Raw genomic sequence first — 16,440 nt, 5'->3', positions numbered from 1 at the left:
CAGCCTTTTGCTGGACTTATGGCCGCGCTTGAATCCAGCGGAAGCGAATCAGCTCTTCAGCATCGCATTGATGCGCTTGGAGAACTCCTCGAAGCTCTGCTCGCCCTTGATCATCTCGCCGTTGATGAAGAAAGTCGGTGTCGACTGCACCTTCAGCACCTCGGCGGCGAACTTCTGGTCGGCCGCGATCTTGTCGCAGCAGCGCCTGATCCTTCAGGCAGTCCTCGACCTGCTGCTGGGTGAGACCAGCCTGCTTGCCGATCCGGCTCAGTGTCTCCGTGGTGTTCTTCGTTACCCAGTCGTTCTGCTGCCTGAACAGAAGGTCGATCACGGCGAAATATTTCGGGGCGTCGTCCTTGGCGATGCAGCGGGCCAGCATCGAGCCCGCGGCCGCCTTGATGTCGAGCGGGAATTCCCGGAATACGTAACGGATCTTGCCGCTGTCGATGAATTCAGACTTGATCTTCGGGAATACTTTTTCAGCGAAGGCCGCGCAATGCGGGCACGTCATCGAGGCGTATTCGGTGATCGTCACCGAGGCGTTGGCAGGTCCAAGCGCCATGTCGGGCAGGGACTGCGGCTTGGCGACGTCGGCGGCGCCCTGCGCGATGGCGTCGGTGATCAGCCGCAGCGGCGAGAAGCCGGCGAGGGCGGTCAGCCCGGTCAACGACAGGGCGGCGGTGAAGGCGCGGCGCGTGATCATCAAGGTCTGCTCCCGAGTGGCGCGGTCACGCCCGAAAGAAGTACGAAAAGAAGCCTTCGCTAGCTTGAAACGCTAGTTGTGGCAATGGCAGGTTGCGCCGGGCGAGCTGCGCAAAAGGCTCAATTTCGCTTGATCGCGGCGCCAAGCCGCGCCAATGCGGCGCGCAGTTCCTCGTCCTCTACCGCCGACAGGGTTTCGGCGACCTTTGCCACCGATTTCGGGTCCGGCTCGCGGCTGCGCGCCGGGCCTTTCCGGCGCGAGAGCGGCGCCTGCCGCAGCGCCAGCCGGCCGACCGCGCTCCAGCCGAAGAAGCGGTTGACCCGTTGCAGGATCACGTCGGAGGAATGCTGGATCTCCAGCGCCGCAGGGCCCTCCACCCGCAATATCAGCGTGGCCGGTTCCTGCGGCTGCCCCTCCACCGGTCGCGGCCATTGCATCTTCAGCGGCTCGGAATGGGCGGCAATTTCGGCGCCGGCAATGTCGGCCCAGCGCGTCACCAGTTCGCGCGCGGCAAATCCCTGCTTGGCGTAGGCGTCCGAAAACACGTCGCCGAGCAGGACGGAAAGGGGTTTTGCCGAGATCGAGCCGGGTTTTGCCATGGGGCTTTATATCACCTCGCGCGGTGTGGATGTAACCTCCTCAGGTGTCATGGCCGGGCTTGTCCCGGCCATCCACGTCTTCGACGCTAGCGTGAAGAAAGACGTGGATGCCCGGGACAAGCCCGGGCATGACGTGGAGAGATTGGAATCGCCGCACTAGAGTGTGCCCATGAGTCCTGCGGCTGCCAAAATCAAACGACGAGAAGCCCCCGTTGTGGCGGCCTCCCGTCCCACGCTGCTGCTCGACTGGTACGACCGCCATCGCCGCCGGCTGCCGTGGCGGCCGCCGGCGGGCGAGCGGGCTGATCCGTACCGGGTCTGGCTCTCAGAGATCATGCTGCAGCAGACCGGCGTCAAAACGGTCGGGCCGTATTTCGAGAAGTTTTTGGCGCGCTGGCCGGATGTCGCCGCGCTCGGCCGCGCCTCGCAGGACGACGTGCTGCGGATGTGGGCGGGGCTCGGCTATTATTCGCGCGCGCGCAATCTCCATGCCTGTGCGGTCGCCGTGCTGCGTGACCATGGCGGGGTGTTTCCCGATACCGAGGAAGGCCTGCGCAAATTGCCGGGGATCGGGCCGTACACGGCGGCCGCGATTGGCGCGATTGCCTTCGACGTCAGGACCATGCCGGTTGACGGCAATATCGAGCGCGTGTTGTCGCGGCTGTTTGCAGTGGAAGAACCGCTGCCGCAGGCCAAGCCGCTCATACAGGAATTGGCGTCGACATTGCTCGGCCCCTCTCGCGCCGGCGACGAGAAGTCTCGCGCTGGCGACGAGAGGTCTCGCGCCGGCGACAGCGCGCAAGCATTGATGGACCTCGGCTCCTCGATCTGCACGCCGAAGAAGCCGGCCTGTGCATTATGCCCGTTGAATGATGATTGTGCCGCCCGCCTGCGCGGCGATCAGGAAACCTTCCCGCGCAAGGCGCCGAAGAAAGCGGGTACGCTGCGCCGCGGCGCCGCCTTCATCGTCATACGCGGCGATGAACTCCTGGTTCGTACCCGGGCGGAAAAAGGCCTGCTCGGCGGCATGACCGAAGTGCCGGGCTCGGAATGGCTGGCCGGACAGGACGACAAGGCGGCGCTGAAGCAGGCGCCCGCATTCAAGGATGCGGTGCGCTGGCATCGCAAGGCGGGCGTCGTGACCCACGTGTTCACGCATTTTCCGCTCGAACTCGTGGTCTACACCGCCAAGGTGGCCGCGCGTACGCGGGCGCCGAACGGCATGCGTTGGGTGCCGATCGCAACGCTTGCCGATGAGGCACTGCCCAATGTGATGCGCAAGGCAATCGCGCACGGGCTGGGGGATTGAAACGGGCGCCACTGCTCGGGTGGGCGCCCGCTCGCCCTGGGTTAGTTTGCAACCGGTGCCCGGCGGGCAATGTGCAGCAGCTTGCTGACATCACGCTGGCAGCAGGCCTGCGGTAGATGGAAGCCTCACGTAGGTTTCCATGATCCGCACCGCTCTCGACAATATCCCCACGCCGCCGTCTTCCAGACTGCTCGGCTGGCACGTGCTCGACGCGCGGCCGAAGGATGGCTGGATCCGCATCGGCTTCGACGGCAAACGGGATTTCTGCAACCCGGCCGGCTTCGTGCAGGGCGGCATTCTCTCGGCGATGCTCGACGACACCATGGGGCCGGCGGTGTTCACCATGACCGACGGAAAACTCTATATGGCAACCATCACCATGACCGTGAATTTTCTGGCGCCGGCCAAGCCGGGGCCGATCACTGGCGAGGCCAGAGTCACCCAGCTCGGCAAGACCGTCGCTTTTGTCGAGGGGCGGCTGACGGCCGAAGATGGCACACTGCTGGCGACCGCCACGACCAGCGCGCGGCTGGTCGAGACCGCGAAGGCCATCGCCCCTTCGGCTAGCTCGCGACCCGCGGTGCTTCCCGCGTGATCTGGACGATCGGCGGCTTGGCGTTGAGGCCCTCGACCTGGAAGCCGGCGACGCGCTTGTAGTTGGCGGCGATGTCTTCCAGCTCCTGCAGCGAGAGCACATCGGTGACGACGTTGTAGCCGTCGGGCGCGCGCTCTTCGACCATCTGCATCACCTGCTCGGGACCATTGCGGCGGTTGAGCATCACTAGGTCGGTGGTAGCGGGCCGGCGCTCGGCTTCATATGCGACTAACGCGGCGTTGGTCGCGCCGTGCGCCAGGATTTCGCGGGTGATGACGCGCGCGTCCAAAATCGCCTGCGACGCGCCGTTGGAGCCGACCGGGTACATTGGGTGGGCGGCGTCGCCCATCAGCGTGACGCGGCCGAACGTCCATTGCGCAACGGGATCGCGATCGACGAGCGGATACTCATAAGCGTGCGGGCAATTCTCGATCAGGCCGGGCACATCGAGCCAATCGAATTTCCAGTCTTTGAACCAGGGCAGAAACTCTTCGAGCCTTGCAGCCCGGTTATAGTCCTCGCGCCGCCACTGATAGGTCGGCGGCATGTGCCGCTCGGCCACCCAGTTGATCTTGAATTTGCCGGCGCTATCCGCCTGCTTTGAAATTGGATAGCAGACGAATTTCAGGATCTCGTGGCCGGCCATGATCATGGTGCGGCCGGACAGGAAGGCGTCGCTGTCGGTGATGCCGCGCCACAGGATGCGCCCGTTCCAGATCGGCGCGCCCTCGCCGGGATAGAGCTTTTCGCGGACCGCCGAATGGATGCCGTCGGCGGCGATCAACAGCGCGCCCTCGTGAGCGCCATTCGATTGGCCGGTTGCCTTGTCGATGAACTCGGCGCGCACGCCGTTTTCCGTCTCGGTCCAGCCGGAGAGGTGATGGCTGGTGAGAATATTCTCTTTTCCCAGCCGCTCGATCGCGGCATCGAGCAGGATCTGCTGCAGCGCGCCGCGATGGATCGAGAATTGCGGCCATTTATAACCGGCCTCGATGCCGCGCGGCTCGCTCCAGATCGGCTTGCCGTGCTTGGAGAAATACGCGAGCTCCTTGGTGCGGACAGCGGCTGCGTCGAGCTGGTCGTACAGGCCGAGCTCGATCAGCTCGCGTACCGCATGCGGCAGCACGTTGATGCCGACGCCGAGCGGCCGCAGCTCGGGCACGCTTTCAAAAACCCTGGCGGGAATGCCGATCTGGTGCAGGCTGAGCGCCAGCGTCAGCCCGCCGATGCCGCCGCCCGCGATGAGAACAGTCATGTTAAGCCCCTGTTGCTTCCCGGGCGTCATGACATGGGGGGCGGCAGGGGGCAACTGCGAAGGCCCGGCAGATTTCTCTCGCAGCTCCGGCAATTCACGGGAGCGGAGGGGCCGGGCCAAAGAATCCCACGATCCTGACCAGCCGGCCGTCGGCGCCGATCTCGCCGAAATCGATCGACGTATCGCCGCAGGTTCCGTCCGCACGCACCAGGCGCCAGAGAAAGCGGACTACGTTGTGGTGCACGTCGATACCGCTCATGAATTCGAGCCGCGCCGCGGGTCGCCCGGCCATCACCTTGCCGATCTGCGTCGCCAGTGCGTCACGCCCGGCCAGGGAGACGTTCGGATCGAGATAGACGCCGCCGTCGCTCCAGCATTGCTCGAGCAAGGCGCGTCTGGCCGTATCGTCCGGCTCGTTCCAGGCCGCCATATACTGCGTCACGACCTTCGTGATTGTGTTGTCGTCCATCAGCACTCCCGCCATTCCCGGTGTTCCTGCACGATCGAGACAACTCATCGCGCGTTTCGCATGTGCAACTCTTGCAGGGAATCGTCGGGCCGTCACTTACATCCGAGGTAATTGCCCTTCTGATGCGATGGTCTAGATTGTCTGGCATGGATGCGCCAAACCAGAATGCGCAAATTGTTCCGGCCGGGCATTTCAGCAGCCTGCTGAAGCACTGGAGAAACGTGCGCCGCCTTACCCAGATCGAACTGGCGGCCGATGCAAATGTCTCCGCCAGACATTTGTGCTTTCTGGAAACCGGGCGGTCGCAACCGAGCCGCGAGATGGTGCAGTTGCTCGGCAGCGCGCTCGATCTGCCGCTCGAGGAGAGGAACGCGCTGCATGTCGCGGCGGGTTTCGTGCCGCCCTATGGCGACAAGGGACTGGCCGCCGAAAATCTGCAGCCGGTCCGGCAGGCTTTGGATTTCATTCTGCGGCAGCAGGAGCCGTATCCGGGGATCGTCATCGACGGCCGTTGGGACGTTCGCATGCGCAACCAGGGGTCAGCGCGCCTGCTGAAACCTTTTCGCGATGCATACGCGATGGAGGCCGGACTTGCGGACAACGCCATGCACGTCGTCTTTCACCCCAACGGGCTGCGGCAGTTCATGGTGAACTGGGATGAGTTCGCCGGCCAGATGATCCAGATCCTTCATCGCGACGTCGCGCAAGGCAGCCGGGCTGCGGCGCAGCTGCTCGACGAAATCATGGCCTATCCCGGGTTGTCGGCCGAATGGAGGCTCCCCCGCCAGTCGTCGGCGTCGGCTCCGGTCATGACGATGCACCTTGCCAAGGGTGACTTTCGTCTCGCCTTCTTCTCCACCTTTACGACTCTGGCGATGCCGATGGACGCAGCGCTGCAACAGATCAAGATCGAATGTTTCTTTCCGGCGGATGACGCGGCCGCCGAGAAGGCGCGACAACTCGCACTTTGACAAAACTCAGGAGATTGAAATGCAACTTGCTCCGCGCGATCATCAATCGGCCGAGACGATGAACGAACTGCGTGCGCTGAACGCCCGCTTCATCCATAATTTCGTGACCAACGACGTGGCTTCGCACGACGCGATACTTCATCCAGCCTTCATTACCATCTTGTCCACGGGCCAGCGATGGGATCGTGCGACCTATCTAAAGTATTGGGCGACGGCGTTCGATCCGAAGGTCATCGTCTACTGGGACGTCCGTGATGAACTCATTACCGTTATCGGCGACGTTGCGCTGGTGCGTTCCACCAACAAGCACACGCGCCGCCGAGGTGGAAATGAAGTAACTGGCATGACCATGTACACCGATACATATCTGTTCGAGAACGGCGCGTGGAAGTGCATCCAGGCCCAGCTCACGGCGGTCGCTCCCGAGCATTGTCCCGCCGATGACACGATCGTCAGCGTCTATATCGAGGGAAAGCTTCAGCCGCGCGCGGCGTGAACGCGCCGGCCGCGGGCAGGTTGGTGGTACGCCGGGGCTTGCGTGTGGCGCAGGGGCGCTTCAACGCTCCGGGGATGGACGGCGGGCCAACGCGCGGCTAACCTCGGGCATCCCCCGTGAGGATCAACATGTTCAAGCTCTATTACGCCCCCGGCACCTGTGCGCTGGCTTCGCATATCGCTCTGGAGGAGGCCGGCGCCTCCTATGCGGCGGAGCGCCTCGACTTCAAGAACAGCCAGCAGACCACCCCGCAATATCTTGCCATCAACCCGAAGGGGCGGGTGCCGGCACTGGTGACAGACCGTGGCACCTTGACCGAAACGCCGGCAGTCCTCGCCTACATTGCGCAGAGCTTTCCGCAAGCCAGGCTGGTGCCCGATGATCCCTTCGCGTTCGCGCAGGCGCAGGCCTTCAACAGCTATCTCTGTTCCACGGTGCATGTGTCGCATGCCCACAAGATGCGCGGCTATCGCTGGGCTGTCGAGGAGTCCTCGTTCGCCGACATGAAGCGCAAGGTGCCGGAAACCATGGCCGCAGGGTTCGCGCTGATCGAGCGCGACATGCTGAAGGGGCCGTGGGTGATGGGCGAGCAGTACACGATCTGCGACCCCTATCTGTTCACGATCGGGCTTTGGCTTGAAGCCGATGGCGTCGATGTTACGACGCTGCCCAAGGTGGCGGCTCACCGAAAGCGGATGTCGGAGCGGCCGGCAGTGCAGAAGGTGCTCGCCGAGGAGAGAGCTTAAGCTGCATTCGCGCGACCCGGTGGCTTTCCCACCCTACACCTACGCAGCCTTCCTCGTGGCGCGCTCCATCTCGCGGCCGATGCCAAGCATGATGTTGCGCAGCCAGATCGAGCCGGGGTCCATCTGGGCGCGGGTTGGGTAGAACATGAACTGCTCGTCGATTCCAGGATCGAGCGGTGGCGCGATCGTTGTCAGCGACAATTGCTTCGACAGCGCGGCGATCAGGCGGCGCGGCACGAAGGCGACGAGATCGGTGCGCGCGGTAACGTGCAGCGCCTCGATATAGCCGGGCACGACCAGCGCGATCCGCCGCTCGATGCCCTTGGGGCGCAACCACATGTCGATCAGGTCCTCGCTCTGGCCGCGAATCACGACCGCGACGTGGCGCGCATCGAGAAACACGTCAGGCCGCTTCAGCCGCGCACCGATAGGGTGGCCACGCCGCACCGCGAGCGCGTCGCTGTCAGTGTAAAGCCGTTGCCGGTGAAATCCGGTGAAGGCGTTGCCGATCGAGATCACCAGATCGATGGTGCGGGCGAATTCCGGCGTGAAAATTGCCGGCCCGCGCCACGGCACCACGTCGATCCGGACGTTCGGCGCTTGTTTGGTGATCTTCTCCATCAGCGGCGGCATTAGAAGCTCGACCGCAAGGTCGGGCATCATCAGGCGGAACTGACGCTCACTCCTCGCGGCGTCGAACTCATCGGCGATGAACAGGGAGCGCACCTGATCGAGCGCCTGCGCCAGGGGCGCGCGCAGCGCCTGCGCCCGCGGCGTCAGCTCCATACGCGCCCCGGTCCGCACCAGCAACGGGTCGCCGATCAGGTCGCGCAGCCGCTGCAGCGCATGGCTGGCGGCCGGCTGCGACAGCCCGATCCGCATCGCGGCGCGGCTGACATTGACTTCCCTGAGCAAGGCGTCGAGCGCCACCAGCAAATTGAGGTCAAGCGAATTCAAATTCATGAGGTGAATATATATCATATTCAGTATCGATTGGAAGAATGAGCAAAGATTGCTGAATATGGCCGGCATCCGAGACACCGAGACCCACCTGCATGACCGCACGACTGGAGCCGGCCACAGCGCCCTATCCCGACAAAGTTCAGGCCGCCTTCGATCGCATGCCGCGATCCTGGATGCCGCCCTTTCGCCTGTTCACCACGCTCGCGCGCCATCCCGAGCTGTTCGAGCGCTTCATTCGCGGCGCACCGAGCTATCTCCCGGGAACCAAGCTCAGCACAAGGCAGCGCGAGATCCTGCTGCATCGCGTCACCGCGCGCTGCGGCTGCGAGTATGAGTGGGGCATGCGCGTGCACTACTTTGCCGGCGAGGCGGGACTGACCGCGGCGCAGGTCAGCGCCACGGTGCATGGCGACGCCGACAGCGCCTGCTGGGAAGCCAACGACGCGCTTCTGATCCGCCTCGCTGACGAGCTGCACGACACCTGCGACATCAGCGACGAACTGTGGCCGGCCTTGCGGGCGGCATTCGAGGATGAAGCCATCCTCGAGCTGCTGCTGCTCGCCGGCTACTACCGGACGGTCGGCTATCTCGCCAACGGCCTGCGCCTGCCGCCCGAACCCGACGTCAGCCGGCCGTTTCCGGCGGCCTGATATCCACCGACCGCGGAGAACACGGTCCCCTCATTTAACAACGGAGACAATCCATGAGTTCAGCCGACAACAAGAAACTGGTGCAGCAAATCTACGCAGATTCAGCGAACCGCAGCGGAACGACCTTCCTCGACAATATCGCTGAGGATGTCACCTGGGTCGTCACCGGCCAATATTCCTGGTCGGGCAAATTCAAGGGCCGTGAGGCCATCAACGACGGCCTGATGGGTCATCTGCGGTCGCTGCTCGCCGCCGGGCGGCCGCGCACGCTGGCGTTCAACTTCATCGCGGAAGGAGATTATGTTGTGGTGGAAGCCCGCGGCGACAACATTACCAAGTCCGGGGAGCGATACGACAATCAGTACTGCATGGTGTGGCGGATCGAGAACGGCAAGATCAGGGAGATCAAGGAATATTGCGATTCCGCGCTGGTGGAGCGTGTGCTCGGTCCATTCCCCCCGGAGCAAAAGCTCGCCGTTGCGGGTTGAGCCATAGAGTCGTTGCAGAACTGAGCTCGTAGGGTGGGCAGAGCTAAGCGTGCCCACCATTCCTCAAGCCACAGAGATGCTTCGAAAAGAAAAAGGTGGGCACGGCGCAAGTGCGCCTTTGCCCACCCTACAGGTTTTCGGTGTAGGCCTGCTCAGGCCGCCTTCACCGACATATGCTTGAACATGTTGCCGCGCGCTTCGTCGTCCATCTCGGCCTTGAACTTGAAGTTATCCTTCAGCGCGATCGCTTTCGCTGCCGCAGGCCGTGCCATGATCTCGTCGACCAGCCGCTTGACGTTGGGATATTTCGCGACCGCATCCTCGCCCATCACGAAGGGCATCATGCGGGCCCAGCCCCAGACGTCCATGTCGACGATGGTGTAGGTGTCGCCGACCATGTAGCGGCGGTTGGCCAGATGATCGTTGAGAATGCCAAAGTGCCGCTGCGCCTCGAACTGGTAGCGGTTGTTCGCGTAGTCGATCTTTTCCGGCGCAAAATGCTTGAAGTGGACAGCCTGGCCGGAATACGGGCCGACGCCGGTGGCGACGAACATCAGCCATGACAGCAATTCGGCGCGGTTGGCCGGCGTGTTCGCAGGGAGAAACTTGCCGGTCTTTTCGGCGAGGTAGAGCAGGATGGCGTTGCTGTCGAACACCGTGACGCCGTCATCGTCGATCGCGGGCACCTTGGCGTTCGGATTGATGGCGAGATATTCCGGCTTGAACTGGTCGCCCTTGCGGGTGTCGACGGCGACCGGCTGGTAGGCAATGCCGGCTTCCTCGAGGAAGAGGGCGACCTTGGTCGGGTTGGGCGATCCGTTGAAGTAGAATTTGAGCATTTGGAATTTTCCCCCATTGCTTCTTGCAGCAAGGCTTATTGCGGAATCCGGACACGGCAGGAACGCCGCCGGGTGGCACGTCCATGCTCAAATTTTTGCGAGATGCGCAAGCGACGAGTTCGTGAAAGGCAGCCTTACGAGAAAGCGGAGCCTTACGATAGGACCAGACCACCTACGCCGGCGACCGCAAGGGCAGCGCCCGAAGCAATCATCAGCAACGCAAAGCGAATTTCCGAATGCAAAGCGGTGCGTTGCCCCGTCCGTTCGGATCCTCGCGCATAACCGTGGACGATGATCTGCTCGCTGAAGCTGCTGTTGGCGTCCAGAATGTCGGTCAGGCCCGCGCTGGCGATCAGGATGCCGAGGATGATCAGTCCGGCGGGGCCAAGCAAACTCAACAGCAGCATCGGAAACAGCCCGATCAGGAAGATCGGCAGCAGTGGCAGCACAATGAACGACTCAGAGCCTCGCGTGCGCATGGCAGCAATCTCTTTTATTTGCAATGAACGTAGCACATATGGGCTCAAATAGGAGCATAAAGGCGCATCGCCACCCGCGTGCATGACACGGCTGCCATGCCGGCGGATCACGCGGGCTGCGTGGGGGATGGGCAAAGCCGCATCTCGCGCCATCGCCGCCCGGCGGGCCATACGCACGCTGCGGTGCTTTGGCGCGGCCGTGCCGTAGGCCGCGCCTGGGCGCCTCGTGATGATCTGAAACGAGGTTAGCCGGCCGCCATCCCGGAGCGGATTTCGGCGCGCATCTCGTCGATCAGCTTGAGGCCGTTCTTGGTCTCGACATGCCAGAAGGTCCAGCCGTTGCAGGCGCCGGAGCCTTGGGCCACCGCGCCGATGCGGTGGATCGAGCCGACCTTGTCGCCGAGCATGATGGCGCCGTCGGCACGAACCAGCGCGCCGTGGCGCTTCTTGGAGTCGACCAGCTTGGTGCCGGGCGGAATCATGCCGCGCTCGATCAGTTCGGAAAACGCCACACGGGGGGCGTCGCGCGCGGTCATGAATGGCGCCAGGGTCGCCTCAGGCAGCGGTTCGACGGCTGCGATGCGCGCTTCGGCCGCTTTCGCATAGGTTTTGTCGCGCTCGAAGCCGATATAGCGGCGGCCGAGACGTTTTGCCACGGCGCCGGTGGTACCGGTGCCGTTGAAGGGATCGATCACGAGATCGCCGGGCTTCGACGACGACAGCAGCACGCGCGCCAGGAGGCCCTCGGGCTTCTGGGTTGGATGCACTTTCTTGCCGTCGGCGCCCTTGAGGCGTTCTTCGCCGGTGCAGAGCGGGATCAGCCAGTCGGAACGCGCCTGCACGTCCTCATTGGCGGCCTTCAGGGCTTCATAGTTGAACGTATAGCCCTTGGCCTTCTCGTCGCGCGCCGCCCAGATCATGGTTTCATGGGCATTGGTGAAGCGGCGGCCGCGGAAATTCGGCATCGGGTTGGTCTTGCGCCAGACGATGTCGTTGAGGACCCAGAAGCCGAGGTCCTGCATGATCGCGCCGACGCGGAAGATGTTGTGGTAGGAGCCGATCACCCACAGCGTCGCCGACGGTTTCATCACGCGGCGGCAGGCGAGCAGCCAGGCGCGGGTGAAATCGTCATACGCGGCGAACGAGGAGAACTTGTCCCAGTCGTCGTTGACGGCATCGACATGGGATTCGTCGGGGCGCTTCAGGTCGCCCTTCAGCTGCAGGTTATACGGCGGATCTGCGAATACCAGATCGACCGAACCGGCCGGAAGCTTCGACATCTCGGCGACGCAATCGCCGACGACGATATGAGCGCTGGATTCGGACTCAAATTTAGTGCGGGGCGCCCTTGCAGACGCCCCGCGACGCGACACTACCATGACTCAATTACTCTGACTCAGGCGACGCTGTCGGCGACGCGGGACTAAACAACCGACTGGCGATACATTGACCGGGCAAAGTAAAAATCGACTTAACCAAGAATGCTGCGGGCAAAGATTGCGAAGAGAGATGGCTGAGAGGAATACCAGCGGAGATTGCGTCGGCTTGCGCACTAGGCAATTTTTGCCGGGCGGGTTATTGATTAATGGAATGGAAATTTTACGTGATTGTCGCGTTGGGTATTCGAGCAGACAGCCGGGGATGAGGAAATACCGCCATGCGTTACGATGATTTCCGCCGCAGCGACGACATCGAGGATCGTCGCGACGACAGCGGCGGTGGAATGGGTGGCGGCGGTGGCGGATTTGGCCTGCCGATGGGTGGCGGCGGGCTCGGCATCGGCACCATCATCGTGCTCGGCCTGGTCGGCTATGCTTTCGGAATCGATCCGCGCCTCCTGATCGGCGGCGCCGAAATCCTGACCGGCGGGGGACAAGCGCCGACCTACCAGACCGATCGCAGGTCAGGGCCGGCCAAGACCGGCGCCCCGAAGGACGAAGTCGGCAGCATGATCGCTGGTATTCTCGGCGAAATCGACGACCGCTGGAGCGAGATCTTCCAGTCCAGCGGACAGAATTACACCGGACCGCGCATCGTGCTGTTTCGCAACGCTACCAATGGCGGCCGCTGCGGCATGGCGCAGTCGGCGATGGGACCGTTCTATTGCCCGCCGGACAAGCAGATATTCCTCGACACCAGTTTCTTCCGCGAAGTCGAAACACGGTTTCGCGGCTGCTCGGGCAGTGCCTGCAAGTTCACCACGGCCTATATCATCGCGCATGAGGCGGGCCATCACATCCAGAACCTGCTCGGCATCCTGCCGCGCGTGCAGCGGCTGCAGCAGCAGGCCGGCAGCAAGGCGGAAGCCAACGCGCTGCAGGTCAAGGTCGAGCTGCAGGCGGATTGTCTTTCGGGCGTCTGGGTCAACCGCGAAGAGAAGAAGCGTCCGGGCTTCATCGAACCCGGCGATATCGACGCAGCACTGAGAACGGCAACCGCGATCGGCGACGACACGCTGCAGCGACAGTCGACGGGCAGGGTGGTGCCCGACAGCTTCACCCACGGCTCCGCAGCGCAGCGCAAGCAGTGGTTCATGACCGGTTATCAGCAGGGCACGGTACAGGCATGCAACACGTTTGCGGCGGGAGCGTTGTGAGTTGAGCCAAAGAAGTATCTCGTCATGGCCGGGCTTGTCCCGGCCATCCACGTCTATACTTCTGAGAAATCGAAGACGTGGATGCCCGGGACAAGCCCGGGCATGACGGGAAGAAGCGGTCATGTCCTCCATCGATGAGTCAAAACAATTCGTGCCGCTCAACATCGCGGTGCTGACGATCTCCGATACGCGCACGCTCGCCGATGACAAATCCGGCGCCACGCTGGCGGAGCGGCTGACGGCGGCCGGTCATCAGCTTGCCGCGCGCGAGATCATCGTCGACGACGTCGATGCGATCCGCGTCATCGTCAAGCGATGGATCGCTGACGCCGGCGTCGATGCGATCATCACTACCGGCGGCACCGGCTTCACCGGCCGCGACGTGACGCCGGAGGCGATCGAGCCGCTGTTCGAAAAACGGATGGACGGTTTTTCCATCGCCTTCCACATGCTGAGCCACGCCAAGATCGGCACCTCGACCGTGCAGAGCCGCGCCACCGCCGGCGTTGCGGGGGCGACCTTTATCTTCTGCCTGCCGGGATCTCCGGGCGCCTGCCGCGATGCATGGGACGGCATCCTCGCCGCTCAACTTGATTATCGCACGCGTCCCTGCAATTTCGTCGAGATCATGCCGCGGCTCGACGAGCATTTGCGGCGGCCTAAAGCACAAGGCGCTTCAGCCTGACCAGCAACGCCGCTATCGCGCGCCACATGTCGCGATAGAAGTCGGCGCGCAACTGATGTGCGCGCTTGATATGGAAGTCGAGGATATCAGGCGTCACGCGCCGCGAGTTGTCGCGACGCTGGGGCTTCACAGTTCGAGTTCCCAGGTTTCGCCGACCAGGTCTTGGCCGAAGCTGCGGTGCGGCTCGGTGGCGACCAGCTTGAACCCGGCCTCCTGATAGATTTTGCGGGCGGCGACCAGAATGCTCTGGGTCCACAACGTGATCCGGCGATAGCCGCAGGCCTTCGCGAACGCGATGCATTCGCCGACCAGCCGCTGGCCCAATCCCTGTCCGCGTCCGGCTGGCTCGACCAGCAACAGGCGCAGCTTGGCGACTTCATCGGTGTGTCGCACCAGGAATATCGAGCCGACCTGCATTCCCTCGATCTCGGCGATCCAGCAGCGTTCTCGCGACGCGTCGAATGAGGCGAGGAATTTCGCCGCGATCTCGGCGACGAGCCCCTCGAACGAGGAATCCCAACCGTATTCGCGGGCATAGAGCGCGCCGTGGCTCTGCACCACCCATCCCATGTCCCCGGGGCGCGGCTCGCGCAGCGTCGCCGGTCGGGATGAGGCAGGCGCATCGCCAAGCAGCCGTTGGATGTCGGCCATTGCCCCGATCAGGCGCTCCTTGCCGCCGCGCGGCAGCGAGGCAAGCATGGTCGCGACGTCGTCCTTTGTACTGCGCTCGAGTTTTGAGAACGCCTGCCGCCCCTTGGCCGTCAAAGCGAGCCGGTTTTGCCGGCGGTCGGACGGCAGCGGTTCGCGGGTGATCAATCCGGTTTCGTCGAAATTCTGCACGATTCGGCTGAGATAGCCGGCGTCGAGACCCAATTCGGCACCGATCTCCTTGGCCGAGAGATCTTCACGGTGGGCGAGTTCGTACAGCACCCGCGCCTCGCTCAGCGAGAACGGGCTCTTCAGGAGCTGTTGGTCCAGCACGCCGAGCTTGCGGGTGTAGAAGCGGTTGAAGGCGCGTACCGCCGCGACTTCGTGTTCGGAATCCAGTTGGGACATCGCATCACCTCAATACTTGCCATTGTCAAATATATATTTGACTTTGGCAAGTATATTTGTGCTGCGAAAGACGGTTGCGAGCGGGGTGAGGTGCCGTGACGGCGGAACATTTTCTTCTTGTGCCCCCGACGCAAGCCGCGCGCGTCGAGATCGATCCTACTTTGCATGGGGTTGTTTTCGCGATTTTGGGTGTGGGCGCTGCGATGTACCGCCGTACTGCCGAAGCTAGGCGACGACCATGATCCGGCTGCGCAATTGGGTGCGCGACGAGCGGCCGAGCTGGCGCAGCAGCCGCGTCTCGGAACGGCGGGAATCCGGCCGGTAGCCGCCGAGCCGCTCATAATGATCGCGCGCGATCAGAAGTCCCTGTTCCGCCGAAGGCCCGGTAATCATGCGGGCGATGAATTTGAAGCCGTCGCGCAGCCGCGTGTCGGCGTAGGGCGAGCGGGCATAGCGAAACACCCCGGCGCGCGGCCGGCCGCTGCTCGATACATTCTGGATGAATTGCGTGGTCTCTTCGATCCAGCCGCTGTCGAGCACCGCGCCGGCGTGCAGGAACATCAGCCATGGCGAGCGCGCTGCCCGCGCGCCGGCGGCCAGCGCCGCAGCGCGCGTTCCCTCGAAAGCGAGAAAACGGCAGCCGGCCACGTCGGCGACCCGTTCGATCACGCCAGTGCCCGCCCGGTCGACCAACAGCACCTCGCGGATAACACCGGCCGCAGCGCCCGGCACGAGGGCCGCTAGCGTTGCGACGGCGGGCTGTTCGATCCCCTCGGTTGGAATGATCACACTCAGCATGGATGAGACTTCGCTGGCTCAAACGGTGAAAAACGCCGCTTGTTACCACCTTGTCAGATTCAAATCAGCCATCCCGCTGCAGTTTTTTGCGGCAAGCCCATCGCAGACGGCCCCCTGCCAGGGTCCTCCCCGCTTTTCTGCGCGGCCTCAGTGCTTCAGACCACCCGAAGGTTGGGGTTGTCGATGCAACTGCTGGCGAAGCCGCTGACCGCCCGGCGGCCCTGCTCGTAAGTGGCACAATTGCAGGCAAATCCGTCGCTTTTGCCATAGGTTTGGGCGCAGACGGCCGTGCTGGCGCCGGCGCTTCCCGGCACGATGCCGGCCGCGACTAATGCGCCAGTTAGCGGCGCTGCAGGGGCGAAACGGCGCCTCCGCCCCCGTGACTTTAGTTGGGTAGCGGTTTTCGCCCTGAACGCGATGCTCCAGAGCTCTGGCTCGCTCGAGGATTCTCGAGGCAGCTTCCCGTCATGCCACTGACATGGGCGCGGCACTGTTGGAAATTCTGGAAATCGCAACGCAGCCCGTCATTCGTCCCGTAAGTCCGGGAGCAAACTGGCCAATTGGCATCAGCATGGCTTGGCAGCGTGCCCGCGAAGGTGAATGATGCTGCAAGCGACATGGTCGCGGCAGCCAAAGTGAGCAGACGCATCTGCACCCTCCCTGGGTTTGTACTCTTCGAATTACGAGGGCGGTCTGCTGCCGTTACCCCGGCACATGCAAAATGTATGTTCTTGATTTGTTCT

At 63.2% G+C, this 16,440-nt stretch carries 20 protein-coding genes and 1 pseudogene; 9 read left to right on the top strand and 12 right to left on the bottom strand.

All coding sequences use genetic code 11. The annotated features are described in order from the left end of the window. Positions 1-48: 48 nt before the first annotated feature. Together V1279_RS25665 and V1279_RS25660 are read right to left on the bottom strand one after the other, a co-directional pair. Positions 49-706 (bottom strand): annotated as a pseudogene (locus V1279_RS25665) (DsbA family protein). A 116-nt stretch (positions 707-822) separates the two neighbouring features. Then, a complete protein-coding gene (locus V1279_RS25660) occupies positions 823-1,302 on the bottom strand; it encodes a DUF721 domain-containing protein (protein WP_334441614.1) in 480 nt (159 codons plus the stop codon). A 169-nt stretch (positions 1,303-1,471) separates the two neighbouring features. Here V1279_RS25660 and V1279_RS25655 point away from each other — a divergent pair, with 169 nt between their 5' ends. Beyond that, positions 1,472-2,611 (top strand): A/G-specific adenine glycosylase, encoded by a 1,140-nt coding sequence (locus V1279_RS25655; protein WP_334441611.1) that lies wholly within the window; start codon positions 1,472-1,474, stop codon positions 2,609-2,611. Positions 2,612-2,750: 139 nt separating this feature from the next. Further along, a complete protein-coding gene (locus tag V1279_RS25650; protein WP_334441608.1) occupies positions 2,751-3,206 on the top strand; it encodes a PaaI family thioesterase in 456 nt (151 codons plus the stop codon). On the opposite strand, the gene V1279_RS25645 is transcribed toward V1279_RS25650, so the two are convergent. After that, entirely contained in the window at positions 3,175-4,461 is a 1,287-nt protein-coding gene (locus V1279_RS25645) for a flavin-dependent oxidoreductase (RefSeq protein ID WP_334441605.1), read from the bottom strand. The genes V1279_RS25650 and V1279_RS25645 overlap by 32 nt on opposite strands. 94 nt (positions 4,462-4,555) lie before the next feature. After that, the gene (locus V1279_RS25640; protein ID WP_334441602.1) at positions 4,556-4,930 is read right to left on the bottom strand and encodes a nuclear transport factor 2 family protein; all 375 of its coding nucleotides are present in this window, start codon (positions 4,928-4,930) and stop codon (positions 4,556-4,558) included. A gap of 146 nt (positions 4,931-5,076) precedes the next feature. On the opposite strand from V1279_RS25640, the gene V1279_RS25635 reads away from it, so the two are divergent. The 3 genes from V1279_RS25635 to V1279_RS25625 all read left to right on the top strand — a co-directional run bounded on the left by V1279_RS25635 (position 5,077) and on the right by V1279_RS25625 (position 7,143). Next, complete coding sequence (locus V1279_RS25635) at positions 5,077-5,901, top strand: helix-turn-helix domain-containing protein (RefSeq protein WP_334441599.1); 825 nt, start codon at positions 5,077-5,079, stop codon at positions 5,899-5,901. A gap of 19 nt (positions 5,902-5,920) precedes the next feature. Then, complete coding sequence (locus V1279_RS25630) at positions 5,921-6,397, top strand: nuclear transport factor 2 family protein (RefSeq protein WP_334441596.1); 477 nt, start codon at positions 5,921-5,923, stop codon at positions 6,395-6,397. A 128-nt stretch (positions 6,398-6,525) separates the two neighbouring features. Further along, a complete protein-coding gene (locus tag V1279_RS25625) occupies positions 6,526-7,143 on the top strand; it encodes a glutathione S-transferase family protein (RefSeq protein WP_334441594.1) in 618 nt (205 codons plus the stop codon). Positions 7,144-7,182: 39 nt separating this feature from the next. Here V1279_RS25625 and V1279_RS25620 read toward each other — a convergent pair whose 3' ends face one another. After that, entirely contained in the window at positions 7,183-8,106 is a 924-nt protein-coding gene (locus V1279_RS25620; RefSeq protein WP_334441591.1) for a LysR family transcriptional regulator, read from the bottom strand. A gap of 92 nt (positions 8,107-8,198) precedes the next feature. Between V1279_RS25620 and V1279_RS25615 the strand changes: the two genes are divergently transcribed. Together V1279_RS25615 and V1279_RS25610 are read left to right on the top strand one after the other, a co-directional pair. Then, positions 8,199-8,756, top strand: coding sequence for a carboxymuconolactone decarboxylase family protein (locus V1279_RS25615; protein ID WP_334441589.1), 558 nt, complete (start codon positions 8,199-8,201; stop codon positions 8,754-8,756). Positions 8,757-8,809: 53 nt separating this feature from the next. Continuing rightward, positions 8,810-9,244 (top strand): nuclear transport factor 2 family protein, encoded by a 435-nt coding sequence (locus tag V1279_RS25610; RefSeq protein ID WP_334441585.1) that lies wholly within the window; start codon positions 8,810-8,812, stop codon positions 9,242-9,244. A gap of 152 nt (positions 9,245-9,396) precedes the next feature. Here the strand turns inward: V1279_RS25610 and V1279_RS25605 are convergent, their stop codons facing one another. The 3 genes from V1279_RS25605 to V1279_RS25595 form a co-directional block, all read right to left on the bottom strand. Continuing rightward, positions 9,397-10,083 carry a glutathione S-transferase family protein gene (locus tag V1279_RS25605; protein WP_334441583.1) on the bottom strand — a complete coding sequence of 229 codons (687 nt, stop codon included), beginning with the start codon at positions 10,081-10,083 and terminating at the stop codon, positions 9,397-9,399. 152 nt (positions 10,084-10,235) lie between these two features. Next, positions 10,236-10,733 carry a hypothetical protein gene (locus V1279_RS25600; RefSeq protein WP_334441581.1) on the bottom strand — a complete coding sequence of 166 codons (498 nt, stop codon included), beginning with the start codon at positions 10,731-10,733 and terminating at the stop codon, positions 10,236-10,238. 74 nt (positions 10,734-10,807) lie between these two features. Further along, a complete protein-coding gene (locus tag V1279_RS25595; RefSeq protein WP_334441579.1) occupies positions 10,808-11,941 on the bottom strand; it encodes a site-specific DNA-methyltransferase in 1,134 nt (377 codons plus the stop codon). A gap of 278 nt (positions 11,942-12,219) precedes the next feature. Here V1279_RS25595 and ypfJ point away from each other — a divergent pair, with 278 nt between their 5' ends. Then, positions 12,220-13,158, top strand: a complete 939-nt coding sequence (ypfJ, locus tag V1279_RS25590) for a KPN_02809 family neutral zinc metallopeptidase (RefSeq protein WP_334441577.1) — start codon at positions 12,220-12,222, stop codon at positions 13,156-13,158. Between the two features lie 121 nt (positions 13,159-13,279). Further along, the gene (gene moaB / locus V1279_RS25585; RefSeq protein WP_334441575.1) at positions 13,280-13,843 is read left to right on the top strand and encodes a molybdenum cofactor biosynthesis protein B; all 564 of its coding nucleotides are present in this window, start codon (positions 13,280-13,282) and stop codon (positions 13,841-13,843) included. Here the strand turns inward: moaB and V1279_RS25580 are convergent. The 4 genes from V1279_RS25580 to V1279_RS37980 all read right to left on the bottom strand — a co-directional run bounded on the left by V1279_RS25580 (position 13,818) and on the right by V1279_RS37980 (position 16,346). After that, entirely contained in the window at positions 13,818-13,973 is a 156-nt protein-coding gene (locus tag V1279_RS25580) for an RSP_7527 family protein (protein ID WP_334441572.1), read from the bottom strand. The genes moaB and V1279_RS25580 overlap by 26 nt on opposite strands. Beyond that, positions 13,970-14,899 (bottom strand): bifunctional helix-turn-helix transcriptional regulator/GNAT family N-acetyltransferase, encoded by a 930-nt coding sequence (locus tag V1279_RS25575; protein WP_334441569.1) that lies wholly within the window; start codon positions 14,897-14,899, stop codon positions 13,970-13,972. The genes V1279_RS25580 and V1279_RS25575 overlap by 4 nt, the downstream gene beginning before the upstream one ends. A 225-nt stretch (positions 14,900-15,124) precedes the next feature. Continuing rightward, entirely contained in the window at positions 15,125-15,697 is a 573-nt protein-coding gene (locus V1279_RS25570) for a glycosyl transferase (RefSeq protein ID WP_334441566.1), read from the bottom strand. A 385-nt stretch (positions 15,698-16,082) separates the two neighbouring features. Next, positions 16,083-16,346, bottom strand: coding sequence for a DUF3551 domain-containing protein (locus V1279_RS37980; RefSeq protein WP_442894814.1), 264 nt, complete (start codon positions 16,344-16,346; stop codon positions 16,083-16,085). Positions 16,347-16,440: the final 94 nt, after the last annotated feature.

The organism is Bradyrhizobium sp. AZCC 1610 (assembly GCF_036924515.1).
Taxonomy (GTDB): Bacteria; Pseudomonadota; Alphaproteobacteria; order Rhizobiales; family Xanthobacteraceae; genus Bradyrhizobium.
This window is presented reverse-complemented; position numbering and strand designations above follow the sequence as displayed.